General features: G+C 58.8%; 23 protein-coding genes and 4 pseudogenes. 11 read left to right on the plus strand and 16 right to left on the minus strand.

Translation table 11 applies throughout. The features are described from left to right. Window positions 1-356 precede the first annotated feature (356 nt). The 5 genes and pseudogenes from tnpA to AB7Z56_RS23265 all read left to right on the plus strand — a co-directional run bounded on the left by tnpA (window position 357) and on the right by AB7Z56_RS23265 (window position 3,314). The gene (gene tnpA / locus AB7Z56_RS23245; RefSeq protein ID WP_354124927.1) at window positions 357-785 is read left to right on the plus strand and encodes an IS66-like element accessory protein TnpA; all 429 of its coding nucleotides are present in this window, start codon (window positions 357-359) and stop codon (window positions 783-785) included. Further along, window positions 782-883 (plus strand): annotated as a pseudogene (tnpB, locus tag AB7Z56_RS23250) (IS66 family insertion sequence element accessory protein TnpB); the annotation flags it as partial. The gene tnpA and the pseudogene tnpB, both read left to right, overlap by 4 nt. Beyond that, window positions 880-987, plus strand: a pseudogene (locus tag AB7Z56_RS23255) (transposase domain-containing protein); the annotation flags it as partial. The pseudogenes tnpB and AB7Z56_RS23255, both read left to right, overlap by 4 nt. Window positions 988-1,597: 610 nt before the next feature. Next, window positions 1,598-2,098 (plus strand): hypothetical protein, encoded by a 501-nt coding sequence (locus tag AB7Z56_RS23260; protein ID WP_283016368.1) that lies wholly within the window; start codon window positions 1,598-1,600, stop codon window positions 2,096-2,098. 121 nt (window positions 2,099-2,219) lie between these two features. Next, a complete protein-coding gene (locus AB7Z56_RS23265) occupies window positions 2,220-3,314 on the plus strand; it encodes a DUF2971 domain-containing protein (protein WP_354234073.1) in 1,095 nt (364 codons plus the stop codon). Between the two features lie 54 nt (window positions 3,315-3,368). Here the strand turns inward: AB7Z56_RS23265 and AB7Z56_RS23270 are convergent, their stop codons facing one another. Further along, complete coding sequence (locus tag AB7Z56_RS23270; RefSeq protein WP_283016366.1) at window positions 3,369-3,608, minus strand: DUF6894 family protein; 240 nt, start codon at window positions 3,606-3,608, stop codon at window positions 3,369-3,371. Between the two features lie 159 nt (window positions 3,609-3,767). Here AB7Z56_RS23270 and AB7Z56_RS23275 point away from each other — a divergent pair, with 159 nt between their 5' ends. Beyond that, window positions 3,768-3,944 carry a hypothetical protein gene (locus AB7Z56_RS23275; protein ID WP_187387677.1) on the plus strand — a complete coding sequence of 59 codons (177 nt, stop codon included), beginning with the start codon at window positions 3,768-3,770 and terminating at the stop codon, window positions 3,942-3,944. Window positions 3,945-4,641: 697 nt separating this feature from the next. Here the strand turns inward: AB7Z56_RS23275 and AB7Z56_RS23280 are convergent. The 5 genes from AB7Z56_RS23280 to AB7Z56_RS23300 form a co-directional block, all read right to left on the minus strand. Further along, window positions 4,642-5,136, minus strand: a complete 495-nt coding sequence (locus tag AB7Z56_RS23280; protein WP_063983357.1) for a DUF4142 domain-containing protein — start codon at window positions 5,134-5,136, stop codon at window positions 4,642-4,644. 1,853 nt (window positions 5,137-6,989) lie between these two features. Beyond that, the gene (locus AB7Z56_RS23285) at window positions 6,990-7,226 is read right to left on the minus strand and encodes a hypothetical protein (protein ID WP_085398194.1); all 237 of its coding nucleotides are present in this window, start codon (window positions 7,224-7,226) and stop codon (window positions 6,990-6,992) included. A 139-nt stretch (window positions 7,227-7,365) separates the two neighbouring features. Next, the gene (locus AB7Z56_RS23290) at window positions 7,366-7,641 is read right to left on the minus strand and encodes a hypothetical protein (RefSeq protein WP_231141875.1); all 276 of its coding nucleotides are present in this window, start codon (window positions 7,639-7,641) and stop codon (window positions 7,366-7,368) included. A 136-nt stretch (window positions 7,642-7,777) separates the two neighbouring features. Then, window positions 7,778-8,341, minus strand: a complete 564-nt coding sequence (locus AB7Z56_RS23295; RefSeq protein ID WP_231141873.1) for a hemerythrin domain-containing protein — start codon at window positions 8,339-8,341, stop codon at window positions 7,778-7,780. A gap of 839 nt (window positions 8,342-9,180) precedes the next feature. Further along, on the minus strand, window positions 9,181-9,615 hold the full coding sequence (locus tag AB7Z56_RS23300) for a hypothetical protein (RefSeq protein ID WP_187387703.1): 435 nt from the start codon (window positions 9,613-9,615) through the stop codon (window positions 9,181-9,183). Between the two features lie 323 nt (window positions 9,616-9,938). Between AB7Z56_RS23300 and AB7Z56_RS23305 the strand changes: the two are divergent. The 3 genes and pseudogenes from AB7Z56_RS23305 (at window position 9,939) to AB7Z56_RS23315 (ending at window position 11,469) form a co-directional block, all read left to right on the plus strand. Beyond that, window positions 9,939-10,288 (plus strand): annotated as a pseudogene (locus AB7Z56_RS23305) (PRC-barrel domain-containing protein). Between the two features lie 450 nt (window positions 10,289-10,738). Further along, window positions 10,739-11,203, plus strand: a complete 465-nt coding sequence (locus AB7Z56_RS23310) for a hypothetical protein (protein ID WP_231141865.1) — start codon at window positions 10,739-10,741, stop codon at window positions 11,201-11,203. Beyond that, window positions 11,200-11,469, plus strand: a complete 270-nt coding sequence (locus AB7Z56_RS23315) for a hypothetical protein (RefSeq protein ID WP_085398671.1) — start codon at window positions 11,200-11,202, stop codon at window positions 11,467-11,469. Before AB7Z56_RS23310 ends, AB7Z56_RS23315 begins: the two co-directional genes overlap by 4 nt. Before the next feature lie 9 nt (window positions 11,470-11,478). Here AB7Z56_RS23315 and AB7Z56_RS23320 read toward each other — a convergent pair whose 3' ends face one another. From AB7Z56_RS23320 to AB7Z56_RS23340, 5 genes are all read right to left on the minus strand, one after another. After that, entirely contained in the window at window positions 11,479-11,709 is a 231-nt protein-coding gene (locus tag AB7Z56_RS23320; protein WP_014494432.1) for a DUF6894 family protein, read from the minus strand. Between the two features lie 48 nt (window positions 11,710-11,757). After that, a complete protein-coding gene (locus tag AB7Z56_RS23325) occupies window positions 11,758-11,958 on the minus strand; it encodes a hypothetical protein (RefSeq protein WP_231141863.1) in 201 nt (66 codons plus the stop codon). Between the two features lie 353 nt (window positions 11,959-12,311). Then, window positions 12,312-12,560 carry a hypothetical protein gene (locus AB7Z56_RS23330; RefSeq protein ID WP_014494430.1) on the minus strand — a complete coding sequence of 83 codons (249 nt, stop codon included), beginning with the start codon at window positions 12,558-12,560 and terminating at the stop codon, window positions 12,312-12,314. 372 nt (window positions 12,561-12,932) lie between these two features. Further along, a complete protein-coding gene (locus AB7Z56_RS23335) occupies window positions 12,933-13,175 on the minus strand; it encodes a DUF6894 family protein (protein WP_014494428.1) in 243 nt (80 codons plus the stop codon). Between the two features lie 751 nt (window positions 13,176-13,926). Beyond that, window positions 13,927-14,628, minus strand: coding sequence for a response regulator transcription factor (locus AB7Z56_RS23340; RefSeq protein WP_441256425.1), 702 nt, complete (start codon window positions 14,626-14,628; stop codon window positions 13,927-13,929). A gap of 266 nt (window positions 14,629-14,894) precedes the next feature. Between AB7Z56_RS23340 and AB7Z56_RS23345 the strand changes: the two are divergent. Further along, window positions 14,895-15,107: pseudogene (locus AB7Z56_RS23345) on the plus strand (hypothetical protein); the annotation flags it as partial. Window positions 15,108-15,714: 607 nt separating this feature from the next. Beyond that, entirely contained in the window at window positions 15,715-16,407 is a 693-nt protein-coding gene (locus tag AB7Z56_RS23350) for a helix-turn-helix domain-containing protein (protein WP_063983365.1), read from the plus strand. A gap of 462 nt (window positions 16,408-16,869) precedes the next feature. On the opposite strand, the gene AB7Z56_RS23355 is transcribed toward AB7Z56_RS23350, so the two are convergent. From AB7Z56_RS23355 to AB7Z56_RS23375, 5 genes are all read right to left on the minus strand, one after another. Next, window positions 16,870-17,232, minus strand: coding sequence for a response regulator (locus tag AB7Z56_RS23355; RefSeq protein ID WP_084795133.1), 363 nt, complete (start codon window positions 17,230-17,232; stop codon window positions 16,870-16,872). An 8-nt stretch (window positions 17,233-17,240) separates the two neighbouring features. Then, on the minus strand, window positions 17,241-17,642 hold the full coding sequence (locus AB7Z56_RS23360; protein WP_085398163.1) for a response regulator: 402 nt from the start codon (window positions 17,640-17,642) through the stop codon (window positions 17,241-17,243). Beyond that, window positions 17,639-17,989, minus strand: a complete 351-nt coding sequence (locus tag AB7Z56_RS23365) for a PilZ domain-containing protein (protein ID WP_341850513.1) — start codon at window positions 17,987-17,989, stop codon at window positions 17,639-17,641. Before AB7Z56_RS23365 ends, AB7Z56_RS23360 begins: the two co-directional genes overlap by 4 nt. A 201-nt stretch (window positions 17,990-18,190) precedes the next feature. Next, window positions 18,191-18,436 (minus strand): hypothetical protein, encoded by a 246-nt coding sequence (locus AB7Z56_RS23370; RefSeq protein ID WP_084795134.1) that lies wholly within the window; start codon window positions 18,434-18,436, stop codon window positions 18,191-18,193. Between the two features lie 92 nt (window positions 18,437-18,528). Further along, on the minus strand, window positions 18,529-18,735 hold the full coding sequence (locus tag AB7Z56_RS23375) for a hypothetical protein (protein ID WP_231141861.1): 207 nt from the start codon (window positions 18,733-18,735) through the stop codon (window positions 18,529-18,531). Between the last annotated feature and the right edge of the window lie 116 nt (window positions 18,736-18,851).

Raw genomic sequence — 18,851 nt, forward strand, 5'->3', positions numbered from 1 at the left:
AACTGAGCCGGACCGAAGGGGCTGTCATGGTCGAAGCTTCGAAGTTGAGGCTCTCGCTTCGCCTTCAGCGAACGCACGTACAACAGCCTCAACCGGCCTCGTAACGCGCGTTGCAGCAAGCGTGGTTATTCCTGTAGCGAAGCGCCCGCCCCAGCTTTGCGGCTGGAGCGGGGCTCGGGGTCCAGTCCCTAAGCCAGCACCCCCACGTCCTTAACCACCCGAAGCAGAGCCGCCGAGTCCTCGTCCTCCATGGCCCATTCCAAGCTCTGGGCAATCGTAAGCGCTGTTCAGCGGCCACCTACCGGATGACGGGGTGATCTGCGAGTCTGCGGTTTGTTCGGACCGTTAGGCTTAGAATGGACACAGTGCATAGTGCTATCGCGGAGCCGGTGCGGCGGCTTGAGGTCTTCACCGGAGCCGGTCGTCGGCGGAAGTGGAGCGACGACGACAAGGCGCGGGTCGTCGCCGAGATCGTGGCGAGTGGCGACTCGGTGTGTTCCGTGGCCCGACGGCATGGATTGTCGCCGCAGCAGTTGTTTGGTTGGCGCCGCCAGTTGCGAGAAGCAGCAGGCGGTCATTCCGAAGCGGACAAAGTCCAGTTTGTGCCAGCGGTGGTGGAGGCCGTGGTACCGGCGCCGGCAGCTCACCAGGAGCGTAAAGTGGTGCGCAAGGCAGATAGCGGGATCATCGAGATCGAAGTCAACGGCATCACGATCCGGGCCGGTCGTGGTGCGGACCCAACGATGATTGCGTCGATCGTCCAGGCGCTGAAGGCGAGCCGGTGATCGGTCCGTCGGGTGCGGTCCGGGTGATGGTGGCGACCAAACCGGTAGACTTCCGCAAGGGAATGGAGGGGCTTGCTACCCTGGTGCGCGAGAGTATCTGACCGATGCCCTCACCAGGATCGTCAACGGCCATCCAAACAGCAACATCGATGAGCTGCTTCCGTGGGCCTATTGCCGTCACGACCTCAAAGCCGTGGCCTGAGAACGACGCTTACGGGCAATCGCGACGGCGCGCATTTGGTTCTCATCGGTACGCGTCAGCAGCGCAACCGTGGCCTCGCTCTGGGCCGCGCGCAGGCCCTCTAGCAGGCTCGCCGCCCACCCGTCGGCCGGTCCGCTACAGCGCGGTGCCTGGGCCAGCCCGGTCAGCACAGCCGCCAGGGTGGCAGCGATGTCGTGAATTGCAACGAGTTCGGTGGTGGAAGAAGCCGAGCAAAGAGCGGCGCACCACCGCCGATATGCCCCTCTACCCCACCGAGGCTCGGATAGCGCGGGCGGTGTTGGGCGATCGCGCCAAGGACTGGAAGCGTGTCGCCAAGATCCTGGAAGACAAGGGGGGGTTGCCGCGCATCAATGAGCTAATGGGCGGCAGATTTTGGCCGGCGGTGGTCGCGTTCTTTTATGGGTGGCAGTGCGTTCCAATTAGCGGCAGCATTCCTGAAAATCAGGCGCCATCTATGTTTCGCACTGTCCCGCCGAAGAGCAAGTGGGAGGACTAAAGCGTAGTCCGCACCCCAAAAGCTATTCCAAAAGAATAGTTGCCCCCGCCACCCTCCGCGATCTAAAATTGCGGCGGGTTTGGGGAGATTTCAATGAAGATGTTTTTCGCTGCGCTCGCGCTGCTGGCTGCGTGCGTCAATTCCGCTCGGGCGGCTGACTGCACTTCCATTGCTGACACACAGGCCAGGCTGGCGTGCTTCGACAAAGCGGCCAAAGCACCAAAGGCGGCGATCAAGAAACCTCCCACCGACGAGTTCGCTGATGCTAAGGCGGCACTAGTGCGCAAGCTCACCGATCCCGAATCCGCGTGCTTCACCGACCTTTTCAAGGTCTCTACGCCCGATGAAGGTGAAGTGGTTTGCGGAACGGTCAACTCGAAGAACCGCATGGGCGGATATGCCGGCGCACGAGGCTCCATCTTCCATAGAAGGCAAAATCTCGCCACGCTTATGCTTAGCGGCGGATCTGATCCCGATTATCGTGGGGAGAACGCCGCCTCATATTACGTCTACTGTGCGAACGACCATCGCGGTGACCGCGAATTTTCCGTCCATTGCCCGTCGCTCATCAAGTCATATCGATCCGGTCGATGACTCATCTATTGAATTTTCGCATCCCGACCCAATCAGCTAAATTATCTGGGGACACAGCATGCGTGGATCATCCACGCATTTTGTGCCGATTGTGGTTCGGTTCTCCTGACGGGGGAGCACGATGAGCAAACGTGGGCAGCGTCGAGGCAAGGCGAGAGCGCGGCCGCAGTCCGGCGGACCCATCGTCAAATCTTCTGGCATGCCGGCAAGTGCCCTACCCCCGAAGTCTCGGCGCATCACAGATCCCGACCATTCTCTTTTTCACTACACCACTGCCACCGGTCTTATTGGCATCGTCGAATCCAACACCTTGTGGGCGACACATGCGAGTTTTTTGAATGATACCGCCGAGTGCCAGCTACTGAGCACTCTGCTCGCTCCACAAATAAGACGCGAGTTCGAAAAGATCGTGCCGGAACTAACTTCGCGAGGTGCCTTCAAACCAGAATTGCTTTCGCAGCTTGGCGACAATGGGATGGCTACCGAGGCCGAGCGGGTCGTTAACTCAATTTCCAGGGCCATAGATTCAGGATCGCCGATTCACATCACGTCGTTTTGCCTTCATAAGAATGGATCGCCGGAAAGTGAACACGGTCTCCTGAGTCAATGGCGCGGCTACGGAAGGGGTGGATTTGCCATTGAATTCGATGAGGCCAAGATCGACGATCTAACAAATATCGAGAACGAACGATTCTCGTACCAATCAATGATCACGCGACGAGTTTCCTATCACGACCATAAGAAGGTGGCGGGACTGGACAATTTCATCGGCATGGCAAATGCTTCTCTGAAGGCGGTCTTCGGGGCCGCGGCCCCGAATCTGGCAAGGCGCCCGGACGTCGCAGAGATACTCGGAGAGAGGGAGCTGACGAGCTATATCGGAGCTTTCGTGCAAGCTGTCCCCTTCCTTAAGAGCCCTAGATTTGAGGAGGAAAACGAATACAGGATAGTTGCCCTCCCGACGAGGTCGCCCAAGCTCACCATTGAAGTGGATAAGCGCCAGTGGAAGCCTCGCAATTTCCGAGAAGGCCTCGGCGGATCAATGGTCCCCTTCATCAGATTGGTCGAGGGGGCAGGTCGCCCGCTTCCAATTAAGAAGATAATCGTCGGGCCTCATCGCGACCAACAAAATCAGAAACTAGCTGCTGAGCTACTGTTGGAGAAACATGGAGTGGAAGTCCCGGTCATCGCCTCCGACACCACGCTACGATTCTGATGAACCATAAGACGTCCCCGCTCATACTACTAGCGATAGGCGAACACCTAATTGCTACGGGGAGACTCGCCCTTTCCGCCCGCCCCTCACCTCCCGCCGCGCGATCTCGGTGCCGGAGTCGTCAAGCACGATTACGACCGTGCCCACACCACGGTCGCAATCGGGATCGCTGGCGATATCCCGGGCGACACGCGCGCCGTATTGGACCGCTAGTTCAGCAGAGGCAAATAGCTCTCCCACCTCGTCCGCCTGTGTCTCGCCATTGTGGAAGATCGGGAAGTAGTAACGTCGCATAGCCGCGGCCCTCGTCCTTTAGCCGCGATCATGCGCTCACCCCGGGAGGTCCGCACCTGTCCAAAACGACAGGGTTCGTCAAACAGCGCCGTCCACCAGTGATTTGCGTACCGCGCGCCATGTGTTAGACCGCGCTCCTATCAATGAAGGAGCGGCGAGTTGGCCAAGAAAAAGAAGACTGTTCGTCGCGAGTGGACGAAAGACGACCTGAAGACGCTGAAGTTACTTGCGAGGCAAAAGACTGGTGTCACGAAGATCGCAAAGAAGTTGAAGCGAACGCCGGGCGCGACGGCGGCTAAGGCATTTGTTCTTGGCGTGTCGCTCAGCACGCAATAGGCGGGCACCTACTAGTCATCCGACAGCGCTCGCTTGCGCGGAACCTTGATCTGACGGGATGCCGCGCGATGCGACGCGCTTTTCTGAGCGCCGTTGATCGCGCGCGGCATTCGTTAAGCATTTCCCGGTTATGCGGATGCCATGTTGCGGGCGTTGGGGCAGTTGCTGTTGCGAGGTGCGGTAAGCGTTGCGGGCGCCGCGCTGACGGCCCTCTGCATCGCTGGTGTTCTGTCGTTGGTGGCGACGCACTTTCCGACCAAAAAACAAGCAGTCGTCGAAACCATCGCGCTCAAGATCGGTTGCCTACCCAGCCGATGCGGTACGAGGGTGAACACTGAGCATTAGCGGGAACAGCGATGCTTTCTGGGATGGAGTATCCACACTGGTTTATGCTCGCCGGAGCTGTCCTCGTGCTGGCGGGATTAATCGGATGGGCATTCCAAAGAAACCGACAAGCTTCCAAAGATATCGTGCGAGAACCCGCCGCACCTGAAATCGACCAACCGGCCGTCGAACCGGAGGCGAGTCCCAAACCGCGTTGAGAATCAAGCCCGTCAATCGGCCTAGAAGGTTTAAGCCCGGCCGCCGGCTTACGCGAGCGATCCGCCAGGCACCAGTAAACCGACGGGATAATCTTCCGCCCGGCGCTTTGCATATCTTTTGCCGCGATCCTGCCGCCCCAATTCCCGGCGTCGGATCAATTACCGCTCTTCAACGATTTTGCGGTGTCCAGGTGCTTTTGCAACGTATCTATCTGGCCGGAAGCATATTCTCCAGCAGCATCCTTACTTTTTGATGCCTTCTTGTACTCGGCGATATCCGTCTGGTGGTCTGCGACCATGTGGGTAGCGAACATCTTATCGAAACCCGCGCCGGTCATTTTTGACATCTTGTCATGGTCAGCTTTTTGCTTCGCATTCGGTCCGCCTGGTGAGTTCATTCCCAGTGCTTGGGCAGCATTTAATGCCTTCTGATTGGCGGCAGCGTGGTCTGTAGAGAGCATTCTGCCAAACGATTTGACGGCGTCGCTTTGACCGTTTTGCTGCGCCAGCTCTCCCATGCTCACTTCAGCGAAATTGCCCTCGATTGCCTTCTTAAGGAAGGTTTCGCTTTGCTTGTCTTTCGCAGATGCGCTGGCAATTGAGATTGCCATCAAGGTTGCTGTCCCGAGTGACATAAGCATTCTGATCATCGGCAACTCCTGTGGGTTGTCTGTCGATGAACACGTCAATTGCGGAAGAGGTTCCAATTGAGGATATGGCGCGTTGGATCTGGCGGACGCCTCTTGGGTTCGGACGCAGGACCTACCGCAGGATATTAGTAGGCCGAAGTCGGCACGATCCCCGACAGGAACCGAATAGTGCGGGCGCTATTAGCTCGCTATGAGCGATCGGGTCCTGTATGAAAGCAGCAATGGCGACGTCTGGTCTTTGGCGCGACATCCAGCTTCGAGCACGCCAGTCGTGAAGCATCAGCCGAATGCCGGCTCAGGAGGACGGACCTCGTACATTGAAATCGGCCGATTCCTGCGCGACAGCGTAAACGGTCCGGAGCACCAGGCGCTGCTCAACCTGATCGGGACTTTGATACCAGACTAAGGAGGACGCAATGATGCGGTATCCTTGGACTTTAACGGCAACGCTTTTCGCAGTCGGCGTCATCGCTTGGGCTGTGCTGGCTGAGCGCCCTCCAGAGAACCCGCTCCGGATCGAGGCTTCCCTGACCATAGCCGCCGACCCCGACCTTCGATTGGTCTCAGAGCGCAGCCCTTACATGCGGACAGAGCGATGATAACGAACAGCGCCCAGCCGCCAGCGTGAACCGGCGGGCCTTTGTGATGGACTCGCGATCGGCTTACCAAGGAAGATAGAGCGCGACGAACAGCGCTAGGCCGATCAGACCGCACGCCCACGCGACCGGGCCAATTGGTGTCTGCGTATCCACGATACCCCCAAAAAACTGCGAACTCGACTCTGAAGGGCGGCCCGCGCCTCGATCTCGTCCACGGAGCGCCTACAATCCTCGGCGACCTTCAGTAGTCCGATCCGCTCGATATCCATCGTGGCAAGCGCGGCCTCAGCTAGACAGATCTGCTCTATCCGCCGGAGCTCTTTCAGGTCTCGTTTCATCGGCCATGCCCCCCATTGGCAGATGCTGATCCCTTTGTGGTGCAAAACTGTGGCAATAAAACTTATGCGAGTAAGCGTGCATATAGTTCCAAGATTTGCCGCAAGGTCCACGATGCCACTCGCAGAAGTGCCTTTTGTCACAGCCGGGTCGGCAGCCCGAACGGCCCACACCCGCGACGCAGTAGCTCGCACGCGTTCCGTGGGCGAAAACTTGCTGTCCTTAGAAGCGGTCCGCTGGGTCGGACCGCCGAGTAGCCCGTTCGATGCGTCTTAACCGTGCCTTAAGGCGCTCGATCTTGAGCCGAGCCCTGCGCATGGACGTGCGCCGAGTTTCGGTAAGGCCTGAGAGACGATGTATTGAGCTGCGCCAGCACTATTCGGTTGGCATCTGTCATTCGAAGCTCGGTCGAAGAAAACCCGCCGACCTTGCGAGCCGGCGGGAGTTTTGACTGAGATATTGGCAATCGGCGGGCACCGATTACAGGATTAAGTTAGCGGAGTCGCCGGCCGAGCGCGAACCGCGGAATCGTCTTCAGCGCTTCAGCCGACGGCGGTGCGTCATCAGCCGCTGCCGGTCGCGCCTCCTATGGGCTCGGCGACGGCGGCTTCATTGGTCCACGCTGGGCCAGGATGCGCCTGATCTCGGCGTCAATCGCCTGATCCTCCGGCGAAAGTGGAGCATACCTCGCTGCGAGCTGTTCGGCACTCGGCAGCTACGTCTGTCGGCAGCGGCGCTCGTTGAGGCCCATCAGACGGCAGCCGAGCATCCGGTCGAAGCTGATGCGGTGGCGCTGGCAGTACTCGGCAAGGTCTTTTGGCGGGTCCGGCCAACCCTCGGCGGCGCCCCTGTGTGCTAATAGCTGGCGGCTTTCCCACACTCACGAGCGGCAGTAGCCCGCGCTCTCGACGAGCCACTTCACGCCCTGCCGCCTGCCGGATATACACGGGTGAACTCTCCTTGGCGCTTGATGCGGTCGTAACGAAACGCGCAGCCATGCGCGCGGGCAAAGACTCCTGCCTCTGCAATCGCGAGGGCACGCGTACCGCCGAACGCGCGCTCAATGTATCGGCCGCGAACTATCAGCCGCTCGTCCATCGCGAGAACATCCAAAACACTCGCCAGCCGGAGCAAGTAGTCTTCGCGCGTCTCCATGAAGGCCGGCCATCGTGAGGTTTGTCTTGCCGCGATCCTGCCGAAAGCCAACCAGCGTGAACGAGCATGCTGTCAGCTAGCCAACACTAAGATTCTTTGCCTCGGTTTTCCCTTTCCGGTGTCCTGACGGCGCGGCCCGTCAGTTATGGGAAGCAACCAGCTGCGCACACCGAGGACACACGCCGTCGGCCGCATCCGTGAGTTGGCGCACAATCTCCTCCATGAGATCTTCACGCTCCCAGCACGTGCCATCACTCTTGGTGATGCTTCTGGCGCGGTAATAAGCATGTGTTTCAGCGTCGCTGTCTCCGACGCGGATCATGACCTCGGGATGGAAAGGACAGAGGGCTATAGCACGCGTTGTCAGCAATGCATAGCGCATGGTCGATTCGAGATTGTCGGTGTGGAGCGGCATCATAGCCTCCTGCTTCGGGCCGCAAGCGTATGTGAGCGCGCAAGCAAAGGCGCAGCTCAATTCTGACTCTGCCTTACGCTTGACCTCAGCGTCCTCAGCGTCGCGCGGCACAATGCACGGCGCGACGCCATAGCGATTACTTACGCTCGGCGTCAGCCTCCTGCTCAAGCCGCACAATATGTGCGCGCAGCGTGTCAAACCGCTCCTCGGCAACGTCGCTGAATAGCGGGTCATTGTGACTCGTTGCGGCTGAAGCGATCTCAGTCCAATCTTGAGGCTTGAGAACCTTAAGTGCCACGGGAAAAAAATCGCGTTCTTCCATCCTCATGTGACGGCGCTCGTGCGCGATAAAATCCCGAACGATAAGATCCACATCTTGGCGCAGAATCTCACGTTCCGCGAGAACGCCGTCGACCGCCTGAGCGACGCGGCGCAAAAGTTGGGCCCCTTTCTGGTGTTCGCGAGCTAGATCGCCGACCTTCGCAGCAGCAGCCGGATCTCGTGCCCTCAGCTTGGCAAATACCAAGTCTTCCTGGGGATGATGATAAACTTCTGGGTAGACTTCGAAGTAACTGATAACCGCGTGAATGACCTCGTAGTCAGCACGGTCCCCGCGGTCGAATACCTCGAGTTCCCGCTCGAGGATGGCCAGCAGCTTCTCAATGTTGAGATGCTCTTGGGATAAGCGCTCTATGATCATGGCAGAGCTCCATAAACCAGTCTCCAGTATAGTCTTTGGTCCGGTGTCAGCATTTGCCACAGATCAATCCGAGACAACTTAAATCGGCCGCCGGCTTTCCCGACGGCAGTCTCAGCCGTGCCTAAAGCTCGATCACGACATTGGACGGGAGCGCTTCTTTCGCTCTGTGGCTGCTTAGCTGAAAGTAGGGCTCGCCAACTCAGCCAGCCCCGGCGGCCTTCGCTCTTCGCGTGCCGTGCGCGCGGTTAGTCCTCGTGACCGCACAAAGAGACTGTCGGTTTCGTTGAGAGGGCGATGCGTGCGGACGGCAATCGCGCTGCCATTCGCTAAAACGGAGATGCCGGCATGTCCTGTCTTAATGAGCAGCATTAAAGAAACTATATGATCTCCGGCTCATCCGAAAGTCAGCACAACTGACCGGGTATCGCGACTCCTGAGACGACCAACCAGCGCGTCGCAAGGTCCGCTAATGGGATGGACCGGCTGCTTCCTCCGCGGGATCAGTCTGGAAAGACTACCCTGCAGCATCCGGAGAAACATCCCATGGACACCACCACACAGCCGCTGGCCTCGATCGGCATCCATCGGGAAGGAAGTCTTCCACGTCGTCGGCTTTGGCACGGACGGCAAGATCGCGCGAGCGTCGACCAGTCGGCACGCCCTTGTGCGGTCGGTGACCGCATAAGGCTGTCATGGGTTGCAGCCAACGTGCGCCGATCGACTTCAACCTCGGACCGGAAGCGGAAGCAATCGGCACCGGCCCGGTCCAGTGGTGCAGAGGACCACTTCATATCAGGCGTTTAGCCAGTGTTCCCTCTTGAAGCCATTGACCCCCGCGCTTACTCGCAGTCCTGGTCGGCCGCCGTTACCTTTTTCTGGGACGGCGCGGGCTCGGCCGCACCGGCCGTCGCCTTCTTTGATTGTTCCGTGGGCGCGGGGCGGGTCTGCTCGACGGTGCCTGCCGTTCGATCCGGTGACTGGGCAGAGGGTGCGGGGTGGGTCGCCTTTGATTGTTCGGCAGCGGTCGGCTGGCTCTGCATCTGGCGCTGAGCATCTTCCGACGACGTTGCGGTATTCTCCGAGGCTTTGCTCATCGAAGATGTCGGCGGTTGCTGCTTAGAATCAGTTGCTGTGGAACCAGTGGTTTGTCCCGTATAGCCCGGGACATTTCCTGATCCTGCATCGCGGCTCACCGTGGTGCAGGGACCGGCATAAACGGAGTTGGCGCTGAAGGCGAGCAACGCACCCAAGATCATAAATCTGTTAGCGATCATAGCCCTTCTCCTTTGAACTCTCTGGACGATTGAACAAAGGATGGCGCCTTCCGTTCCGGACGCGCAAGAGCAGCGCCAACATTGACGAGTGGCTGAGTTCACCGGGGCCAAAATCGCCACCTAAAATAGGGCCGCTCAGTTGGCGGCCTCATTATCCTCGTCTTTGCCCACTTCGCCTTCCGATACAGGTTTTCGCCATGGGATCGGAGCTGGAGGTTGTTTGAATCGATGTCGACGACGATAGATTGATGATTGGCGTGCGACACTATTCTCCGAAGCTAGGAACACCCCTGGAGTGGCCGAGTTAGGCCGACAAAACCTACATTCAAGGGACCGAGGTTTATGGAGCAGATCGAAAGAACATCGGTGAGATTGATCACCTCATCATCGACAAGGTCACAGGTCGCGTGGCTTATGCCGTCTTGAGCTTGGGTGGATATGTTGGATTGGGCCATAGCCATTACCGCATTCCGTGGGGCGCTCTAAAATACGATACGTCGCGCTTGGTGGTTTTCGAACCAACATCACCGAGCAACAGCTGAGGGACGCGCCTGAGTTCAGTGATGACTCATGGCAGGATCGAGACTGGGAAGCGCGCACCCACCGGTACTATGGGACGCCGACGTACTGGGAGGGTCGGGGTGGCTTTTATGACGCCCGGCAGTGCATCTGAAACTTCCCAGTCGTGTGTTGCCAGACTGAAGAACTGAACGACCAGCCCTTGCCCTTGGGTCGGCACGGCTGTCAGCGGCGCGTTTATGGGAAATAGAAAAGCACGTTGTTGGGCGGACGACATTCCCGCATCTCCCTATCGCGCGCGAACATGGCGTCGCCTATGTTGACGTGCTGTTGCTCTCCGATCGGCTGGAGGGGTGCAGACCCGAGGTGCGATCCCGCCGTCCTCGCCGGCCTGGGCGCATGCGACGTTTACTGCTTGGGCTGAGGAGCGCGAGCGGCGCGCACTGGCGTGATCACCGGAGCGCTACGCGGCGCACGATAACAAGGTGCAGCTCTGGCCGCACGAAGCGCTTAAGCGTTGACCAACAGATAGAGCCCTGAGACCAGAGCAGGCCTCAAAATCCAGCGACTGGTGCCGCGCCTGACTTGCCCCTATTCTTGTGGAATGACCGCCCTCACCCGTCGCCGCGGTAACAATCCGCACGAGGAATCTTGGCAGATCTACTTCACCGACGTCCGCACCGGGACCATCGGCGCGCGCGCCGGCGTACCGATCCACGCCGATCAATGGGGTTGGTCCATCGGCTTCTATCGTGGCATGGAGCCAGGCACATGGCGGAGTGGCATAGCCGCCACCTTCGAAGCCGCGCGCGAGGCTTTCGAGGCCGCGTGGTCCGAGCTGCGGCTCACCATCCCAGACACCGCCTTCGCCGAATGGCGCCAAGATCGCGACTGGCGGGCCGAGGTTGCGGCCAAGCGGGCGCGGGGCGAGAAGCTCGACAGCGAGATCCGGAGCACACTGATGCGCTGCGTCTGCGGCACCACGTTCGACAGCTGGAAAACGGCGGAGAGCTACCCTCACCGCGCACACATCACCGCCGCGCGGGCGGCCAATGGGACACGACGATGAAGCACACCGCAGAACGACCCTATGCAGACCCGGATGCGGCCGCGCGCAAGCTCGTCGAGCTCGCGGCCAGCGTCGCGGCCGTGCAGGACGGCCGCATCTACATCGAGCGGATCAACGGGCAGTTCATGATCGAGCTGAAGGGCAGCGGGAGCGAGTTCGGCGCCGGGCTCAGATACGCCATCGAGCGCGGCTGGTTATCGAAGCATGAAAGCGGCACCTACGTGAAGCTGATGCCGCCCGGGGAAGATCTGCTGACTCGCAAATAGGAACCGTCCTTACTGCTTCGTCCTACTTCTGTCGAAAATGAATGCGGCTTGAAACACCCGCTCAACTTCTGTCCTCACTTCCACGGAAACGTCCTGCCGTATGGTGGCAAAGTCCTTTGCCAAGTTCGCAAGCGACCTAGCGGCTTCGACCTCGGCCTCTTGCTGAGTGTCGAATTCCAGACCTTCCTCGTCCGGGTACAAACCAGTGTCGTCCCGGATGTCGAAGTAGTACCGGGTCATAAGCCGCCCTCATTCGAGGGAGAGCATAGAAGAAATGTTCGCGTGTTCCTATTCTGGCGGCTGCAGTCCGGGTGATCTCAACCACTCGCTCAAGTGCGAGCCGGTCTCGGCCTGTCTGGCCTTGCGGAGGAGAGCTTCTCGCTCGAAGCCGGCAGGGAGCTTCTTGGCTAGCTCTCTTAAGCGTACGGCTTCTTGGGCAAGACGTTCTTCGAGGGACACAGTTTGTTTAAAACGACGGCGTCGCTGCATGACACACCTCGATCTTACGGGTCCTAACCGTTGGGTTTGAGTTCTTGCAGCCTAACGCGCGGGCAGTTCCGTGGTCTGTGCCCTAGTGAACACAAGTTCCACGCGATAACGCGGGAACCTCGGATCACAATTGAATGTTACTTATCGCGGGCAGCCGGAGGGGAACGCCATGGAAATGGACCTTGCCGAGCGCTTCTTTTTGGGTCTCGCATTCATAGGTGCAAGCTGCCTCTGTGTCGTTTTCTCCGTCTGGATGCTTACTTGAAGTTCTGGCCCGCCAGCGTGAACCGGCCGCCGGACTTGCTTTTCCGCACCCAACGACCAGCAGTAGCCCGCGCTCTCGACGAGCCACCTCACGCCCTGCCGCCTGCCGGATAAGCACGGGTGAACTCTCCTTGGCGCTTGATGCGGTTGTAGCGAAAAGTGCAGCCGTGCGCCCGGGCAAAGACCTCCGCCTCTGCAATCGCGATGGCACGCGTGCCGCCAAACGCACGCTCGATGTAACGGTCCCGAATTATCAATTTCTGGTTCGACCCGACGTCATCCAAAACCGTCGCTAGCTTAAGCAGGAAGTCTTCGCGCGTCTCCATAGGGACAAACATGCAAGGGCGAACGCCTGAATGCCAGCAAGGAGCTATGAAAGGCGAAACCTCGCCGCACAAATAGCCCGTCCTCAGTCTTTGGGCGGGAATGGATGGACGACGGCTTTTGCGTCCGTCGCCTGTGCGATCAGGACTGCAATTCCGTCCAGCGTTTGTCGGTCGTTGATTCGGAATGACAGGCGCCGATACCGGGCGATCTTGTCGTCGTACTGAACGCACTTCTCACACATGGCTTCCGCTTGGCATAGAGGGCGGGAGCATGAAGCACTCTCAGTCACCAATGGGCGCCTCGGACGGGGCGGTGATCTCCGGACCATAAACCAGAACTCGGGTTCCCGACAGAAGGAACACAGCCCGCCAACGGAGGCGGCCTCAATGCCTGCGCCGTTCGACCGCGAATGTGAATTTGAGCTGGAGCACCGGACCGCTCTCGTCCCGGACTTCAATCGACAGCTTTTGGCTATCGCCCCCTAAGGCGCGGACGGCATCTCTGGCCATATCGGCAAGCGAGCGCGCCGCCTCTTCCTGCACCTTCTCTATGGTTGAGAACTCTAGACCTTCCTCATCCGGGAAAATCTCGTCACCCTCTCTGATGTCAAAATAATACCGTCTCATCAGACCAGAACGACGCCAACCTCAAATTGTTTCTTTCGTAAAACAGGCCACGCCCAAATCAAACTAGGCGACTGATGCCGAAAGCAGGCCGGCCACCTACCTCAGCTCGTTCCTCGCGAGAGAAGCCAGTCTGTCCAGTTGGCCAGCCAAACCCACATAAGTTCGGGCGATGTTTTTCAGGACGTCGGCGCGATCTTTGGAAATGCCGCTCGCGCCAGAAAGTCTCTTGTAGAGGTCAGCATGTTCTCGGCACTCAGCAATGTTGATCACTGGCTCTGCCTTCTGTTGGCCGTGCGGGTCACAGCAGCGCCTTCCCCGCTGGCTTGCCTTCTACCATGTTAGCGCCCGTTAAAATCAGTCTTATGACACTGGTTAAATACGGAAGCGCCCCCTTCAGTTTGGAAAAGGAACCACAAGGGCGGCTGATATTTGACTGGCTCGCCGGCAGAGCTGGCGGAGCGGCCTCGGCCTACCCCCTAGGCCCCTGCAGCCGGGGCCGTCTCTCGCTCTTGTTGTATCGGAGTAGCGTATGCGTTCCTCGCCCTCGATCGTGCCGGCCGACCGCCTCGACCGCGATATCTATCTGGTGCTTGAAGACTCTGGAGCGCGCCGGTTGCGCCTGGCGCGAGACGGATGAGGCTGACACCAACCTCGAGGGCGTCCTGCAAACTCCCCTATCGCTAGAGCCATCCCGGTCCCGATGGAACGAGAACCGGCGATGCTCTCAGTCTTTCGTGAAGGCGCGTGAGCCTCAGGCTTCCTTGAAGCGGTAGCCGACGCCGTAAAGTGTCTCGATCATCTCGAACTCGTTGTCGACCACCTTGAACTTCTTGCGCAGCCGCTTGATGTGGCTGTCGATGGTGCGGTCGTCGACATAGACCTGGTCGTCATAGGCGGCGTCCATCAGCGCGTTGCGGCTCTTCACCACGCCGGGGCGGGTCGCCAGCGCCTGGAGGATCAGGAATTCGGTGACGGTCAGCGCCACCGGCTCGTTCTTCCAGGTGCAGGTGTGCCGTTCGGGGTCCATGCGCAGCAGGCCGCGGTCGAGCGCCTTGGCATTGTTCTCCTTCGGCGCGACAGTCGGGTCCTTCGGCGCCGAGCGGCGCAGCACGGCCTTGACGCGCTCGACCAGCAGGCGCTGCGAGAACGGTTTGCGGATGAAGTCGTCGGCGCCCATCTTGAGGCCGAACAGTTCGTCGATCTCTTCGTCCTTGGAGGTCAGAAAGATCACCGGCAGGTTGGACTTCTGCTGCAGCCGGCGCAGCGTTTCCAAGCCGTCCATGCGCGGCATCTTGATGTCGAGAATGGCAAGATCGGGCTGGGTGGTGCGGAAGCCGTCGAGCGCGGAGGCGCCGTCGGCGTAAGTCATGATGCGGTAGCCTTCCGTCTCCAGCGCGATCGAGACGGATGTGAGAATGTTGCTGTCATCGTCGACCAAAGCGATTGTGGGCATGAGCCTCTGCTTTCTGCTTTCCGTTTGGGTCGTGCTTGAAACGGCGAGCAATCCACTGATGTGCCGCATACATGGGTGCCGAAGTCGGCGATCGAACCTTGTCGCCGAGCAATGCAAACTGGGCTGAGGTGTGACCAAGTTCCACAAAGCGCGACAGATTCGCCCCGTTTCGCCCCTTAACCTGACCCCCGTTTACCCGAAAAAAGACCTCCCTTGCAACCACCTGACCCGAGAAGGCCGATGCACCCGCCCCCCGATTTCGACCCTCGGGCCAGTACGCCTATCCGCTCCGGATTGTATCCTTCAATCCCGTCGAGGGGTGGTCGCGGGACGCGACTTCCGAGGTAGCCGATGCGTTGGCCCGGCGCGCGGCCGACACCGACGCCGAGGTCTCGTCTGCGTTGCAAGACTTCATCGCCGCCAACGCCACAAGGCGCTTCGACACGCAGCTCGCGCTGCCCTTGCGCGGGGTCGCCTGACGGTGGCGGACTTCCGCTCTAGCAAGAGGGTAACGCAGATTCGAAACAATCGAGTCAATGACCCGGCGCTGGCTCGGCTGTTGAAGGTCGACGCTTTGGCATGGCGTGGTATCGCAAAGAGATACCGAGCTGACGCGCTTTAACAGCCACCGACGAGACGCCTCGGTTCAATTCAGCGGCTATCTCTTCGCGGCGGTGATTCCCGGCCATCGCCTTGAGCGTCTCAAGGTCTTCCGAGGTCCATGGGCGAACAGAATTGGCCATATGGCGGCCTCCCAAACAACAAATTTGGCTCACGTAGCGCAATAGCCCATGGGACCAAAAGTTTCATTCCGCCCTCTTGGATAGATCGCACGTCGGCTCTGTTATGAGCGCCACCGCGCTAACCGCAAAAATCTAGAAGCACACCGCAGAACGACCCTATGCAGACCCGGAGGCGTCCGCGCGCGAGCTCCTCGAAACGCAACATTGCGGCCGGGGACGCCAGCAACCTGACATTGTCCTTTGGTACAATGATCTAAGGGACATGGAATGAATATGGTCGCTCGTCGAACGACCTGGTGGCAAAGGATTATTCAAAGGATTTGATGCGGAAGAGGAATGACCGATGTTTGTGCGTATCACAACGGATCGACGACCTCAGCCCAATACGCTCGATGAATTCGGTTTAGCGGGTACATTCAACCGAATCATCGGCCTCAGCGAATTTAAATACCGAAAAGACACCGAAATCTTCGGTGAAAAAGAGCCCGCTGTGTATGTCTATCAAGTCAAGCATGGTGCGGTGCGAAGTTACAAGTTGCTCTCGGACGGTCGGCGTCAAATCGCCGCCTTTCACTTAGTGGGCGATATCTTCGGGATTGAGAATGGCGACACGCATCGATTTACCGCAGAGGCGGTCGTCGAAACCGTCGCGCGCCTGATTAAGCGAGAAAGCATTCAATTGGTGGCCGCAAGAGACGCGGTTGTCTCGCACAACCTGCTCAGCATGACTACCCGCAACCTGGAGCACGCAGAAAACCATATGCTGCTTCTGGGCCGCAAGACCGCGGTAGAAAGGGTTGCCGCCTTCTTACTTGAGATGGATTGCCGCACCGGAGCAGACAATGTGTCGCTCCCGATGACTCGTCGCGACATTGCGGACTATCTCGGCCTGACGTTGGAGACGGTTTCTCGCGTGCTATCTAGCTTGCGTAAAGCGGGCGTCCTTACGTTCCTCGACGGCGATCAGCGAGAGATCATGTTAAACGACAGGAGCCGGCTTGCCGATTTCGATCGGCAAGAACCGGCACAACCCTGATACCAAAAGCGACGAGCCGTACTGGCGACGATGATGAATACGCAGACTCACATCATGATCGCGGATATTGCGGGAGCTAGCACGAAGGTCCGTTGACTTAGATCAAGGATTGCCGGCGATCTAGGTTCAAGGCCTCTGCCATGAACAAGCCTTCCGATACCGAGCCCAAGCCAACCGAACCCGAGCCCAAGCCAACTCGCTTGGAGGAGGCGCGCCGGATCGTTGAGGATTATGCGAATGACCTTCGCGAGTTCATCCGAAAGCTCCGTGAGAAGATGAATTGAAGCGGATTGGCGCCGGGCTCAGATATGAGATCGAGCGCGGCTGGTGATCGCAGCATGAAAGCGGACGCCGCCCGGGGAGGATCTGCTGACTCGCAAATAGGAGGTGCTGGGCGGGGTAGCCCGCCAACTGAGGCGGCCTTGCTTCGCAAAGGGCAACCGCAACGGTTGTCTTGCGCTTTCAAGTTTCTCCGTTCGGCAAAACAGTATCGATTGTGTGCCTAAGCTTATCCAGCGTGCACGGTTTGACTAAGACGGGCGTTCCTTCAAATCCGTGCGGCACGCCGCTGCTGCCGTATCCGCTCAAGAAAAAGAACGGCAGCCCTCGTCTCCTTATTGCTTGGGCAACGGGCCCCACGTTCATACCATGCAAATTGATGTCGAGGATCGCGAGATCGTATTCCCCGATCTCGGCAACGGATCGCGCATCATCTATATTCCCCACTTCAGCGATGACCCTGTGTCCGAGTTCCTCGACCATCTCGACAAGCATCATTCGAATAAGCGCCTCATCTTCCACGAGGAGTATTGATGCCTGCGTCATCTCTCGCCTCAAGCCTTGCCTAAATCGGCCACCGAGCGCTCGTTAAGGAGCTGAGAGACCGCCGTTGTAAGCTGCGCGAGGGCAAACGGTTTCTGAAGAATTATGCTGTTGGGAACGCCTTGTGCCGGCCAGTCGTGGGCCGCTGCGCCCGATATGTAGACCACGGGCAAATTGGGATCGGTCTCGCGTGCCGCCCGCGCGACCTCCCAGCCGGTGAGGCTTCCTAACAGATTGATGTCAGTCACTAGAGCGCAGTATGCAACGAGCCGACCTTTGAGCAGTGTTACCGCCTCCTCGCCGGTCTTGGCGCTGGTGAACTCGAAGCCCCCCTCCCTCAATGCTTCCTCGACAATGCCTTGGATCGCATCGTCGTCTTCTACCAGAAGAACTGTCGGCAGCACTTCCGTCATAGTTTTCCGCCGAGCACACGTGAACTGGAGGTTACAAAGTGCACACAAGCCAAAGGTTCCCGGGAAAGTTTGGCAGTCTTGAAATCCGGGGTCCAGCTCCTGTCGGAGGATTTTTTGGCCTTGACCTTTTCGCGGATGAAGCTGACCCGCAACTGGTCGCCGTTTACTCGTTCGAGCTGACAGCGACGATAGGCAAGTCCAGTGGACGAAAGCAGAAGAAAGAACTCGTTCAGGGTCAGCCCCTCAATCGAGGTCTCAACTTGAAGTGTTGCTCCGACATTTGAGACCTCCTTAAGCGTGCACGCGCGACGCCACGTGCCATCAATGGCCATCATTTGCGCAGGCAACGGATGCTCGAAGGTGACCCTTCGGTCTTCTTGCTCTTTTTATGCTGGCATCGGGTAAACGGAAGTGGTCCCCCCTATATCCCCGATCAACTAAAAGGTAGTAACCGCGGTCGGGAAAAGTTGGCAAATTGGGATCCGCTTGGGACACCGAAGTTGAAATACGAACAGCGTCCGTGAAGTCGCAAGCAGGCCAGTGCCGCCTTACTTCACCTCCATTGTCTGCTCGTTCCGCGCGAGAGACGCCAGTCTATCCAGTTGGCCGGCCAAACCGACATAGGTTCGGGCGATGTTTCTCAGGGCGGTGGCGCGGTCCTTGGAGATGCCGCTCGCGGAAGAAAGTCTCTTGTAGTGGTCAGAAAGTCTCTTGTAGTGATCCGCATGTTCGCGGCACTCAGCAATGTTGTGGTCGAGAGGGGCGGCTGGCATGATCGAGAGCGAGGAACGCATACGTTACTCCGATATGACAACGGTAGAGAGACGGCCCCGGCTCTAAGGGCTCAATCCAGCAATCAACACGTCCTGTTGGGACGCATCCATCGCTAATCCCGGCGGAAAATCTGGCCCCGCTCGGCCGCGAGCGCGAGCTCTGTCCATTCGCCCGCAAGCTTCAGCCAGCCTTCTCGATCGACCTGGTCGAGGCTGCGAGCCGCCTCCCCGCGACAGGCCGTCGCCTCCTTGAAAAATTGCTGAGCGGAGGCGGCCATCTTATCGTAGTGGGACAACTTCCCGGGTAGCTTGGTCTTCATCGTTGCCTCGGCGCATAACCATGCAACACAGACGGTTCGAAAACTCGTGGAATTGCCACTTGTTCCCGCAACCAATAAGTACGGCCAGCGCCTAAGGTCGGACACAAGCCAGTGCC

The organism is Bradyrhizobium sp. 482_C4_N1_8 (assembly GCF_052075965.1).
Classification (GTDB): Bacteria; Pseudomonadota; Alphaproteobacteria; order Rhizobiales; family Xanthobacteraceae; genus Bradyrhizobium; species Bradyrhizobium barranii.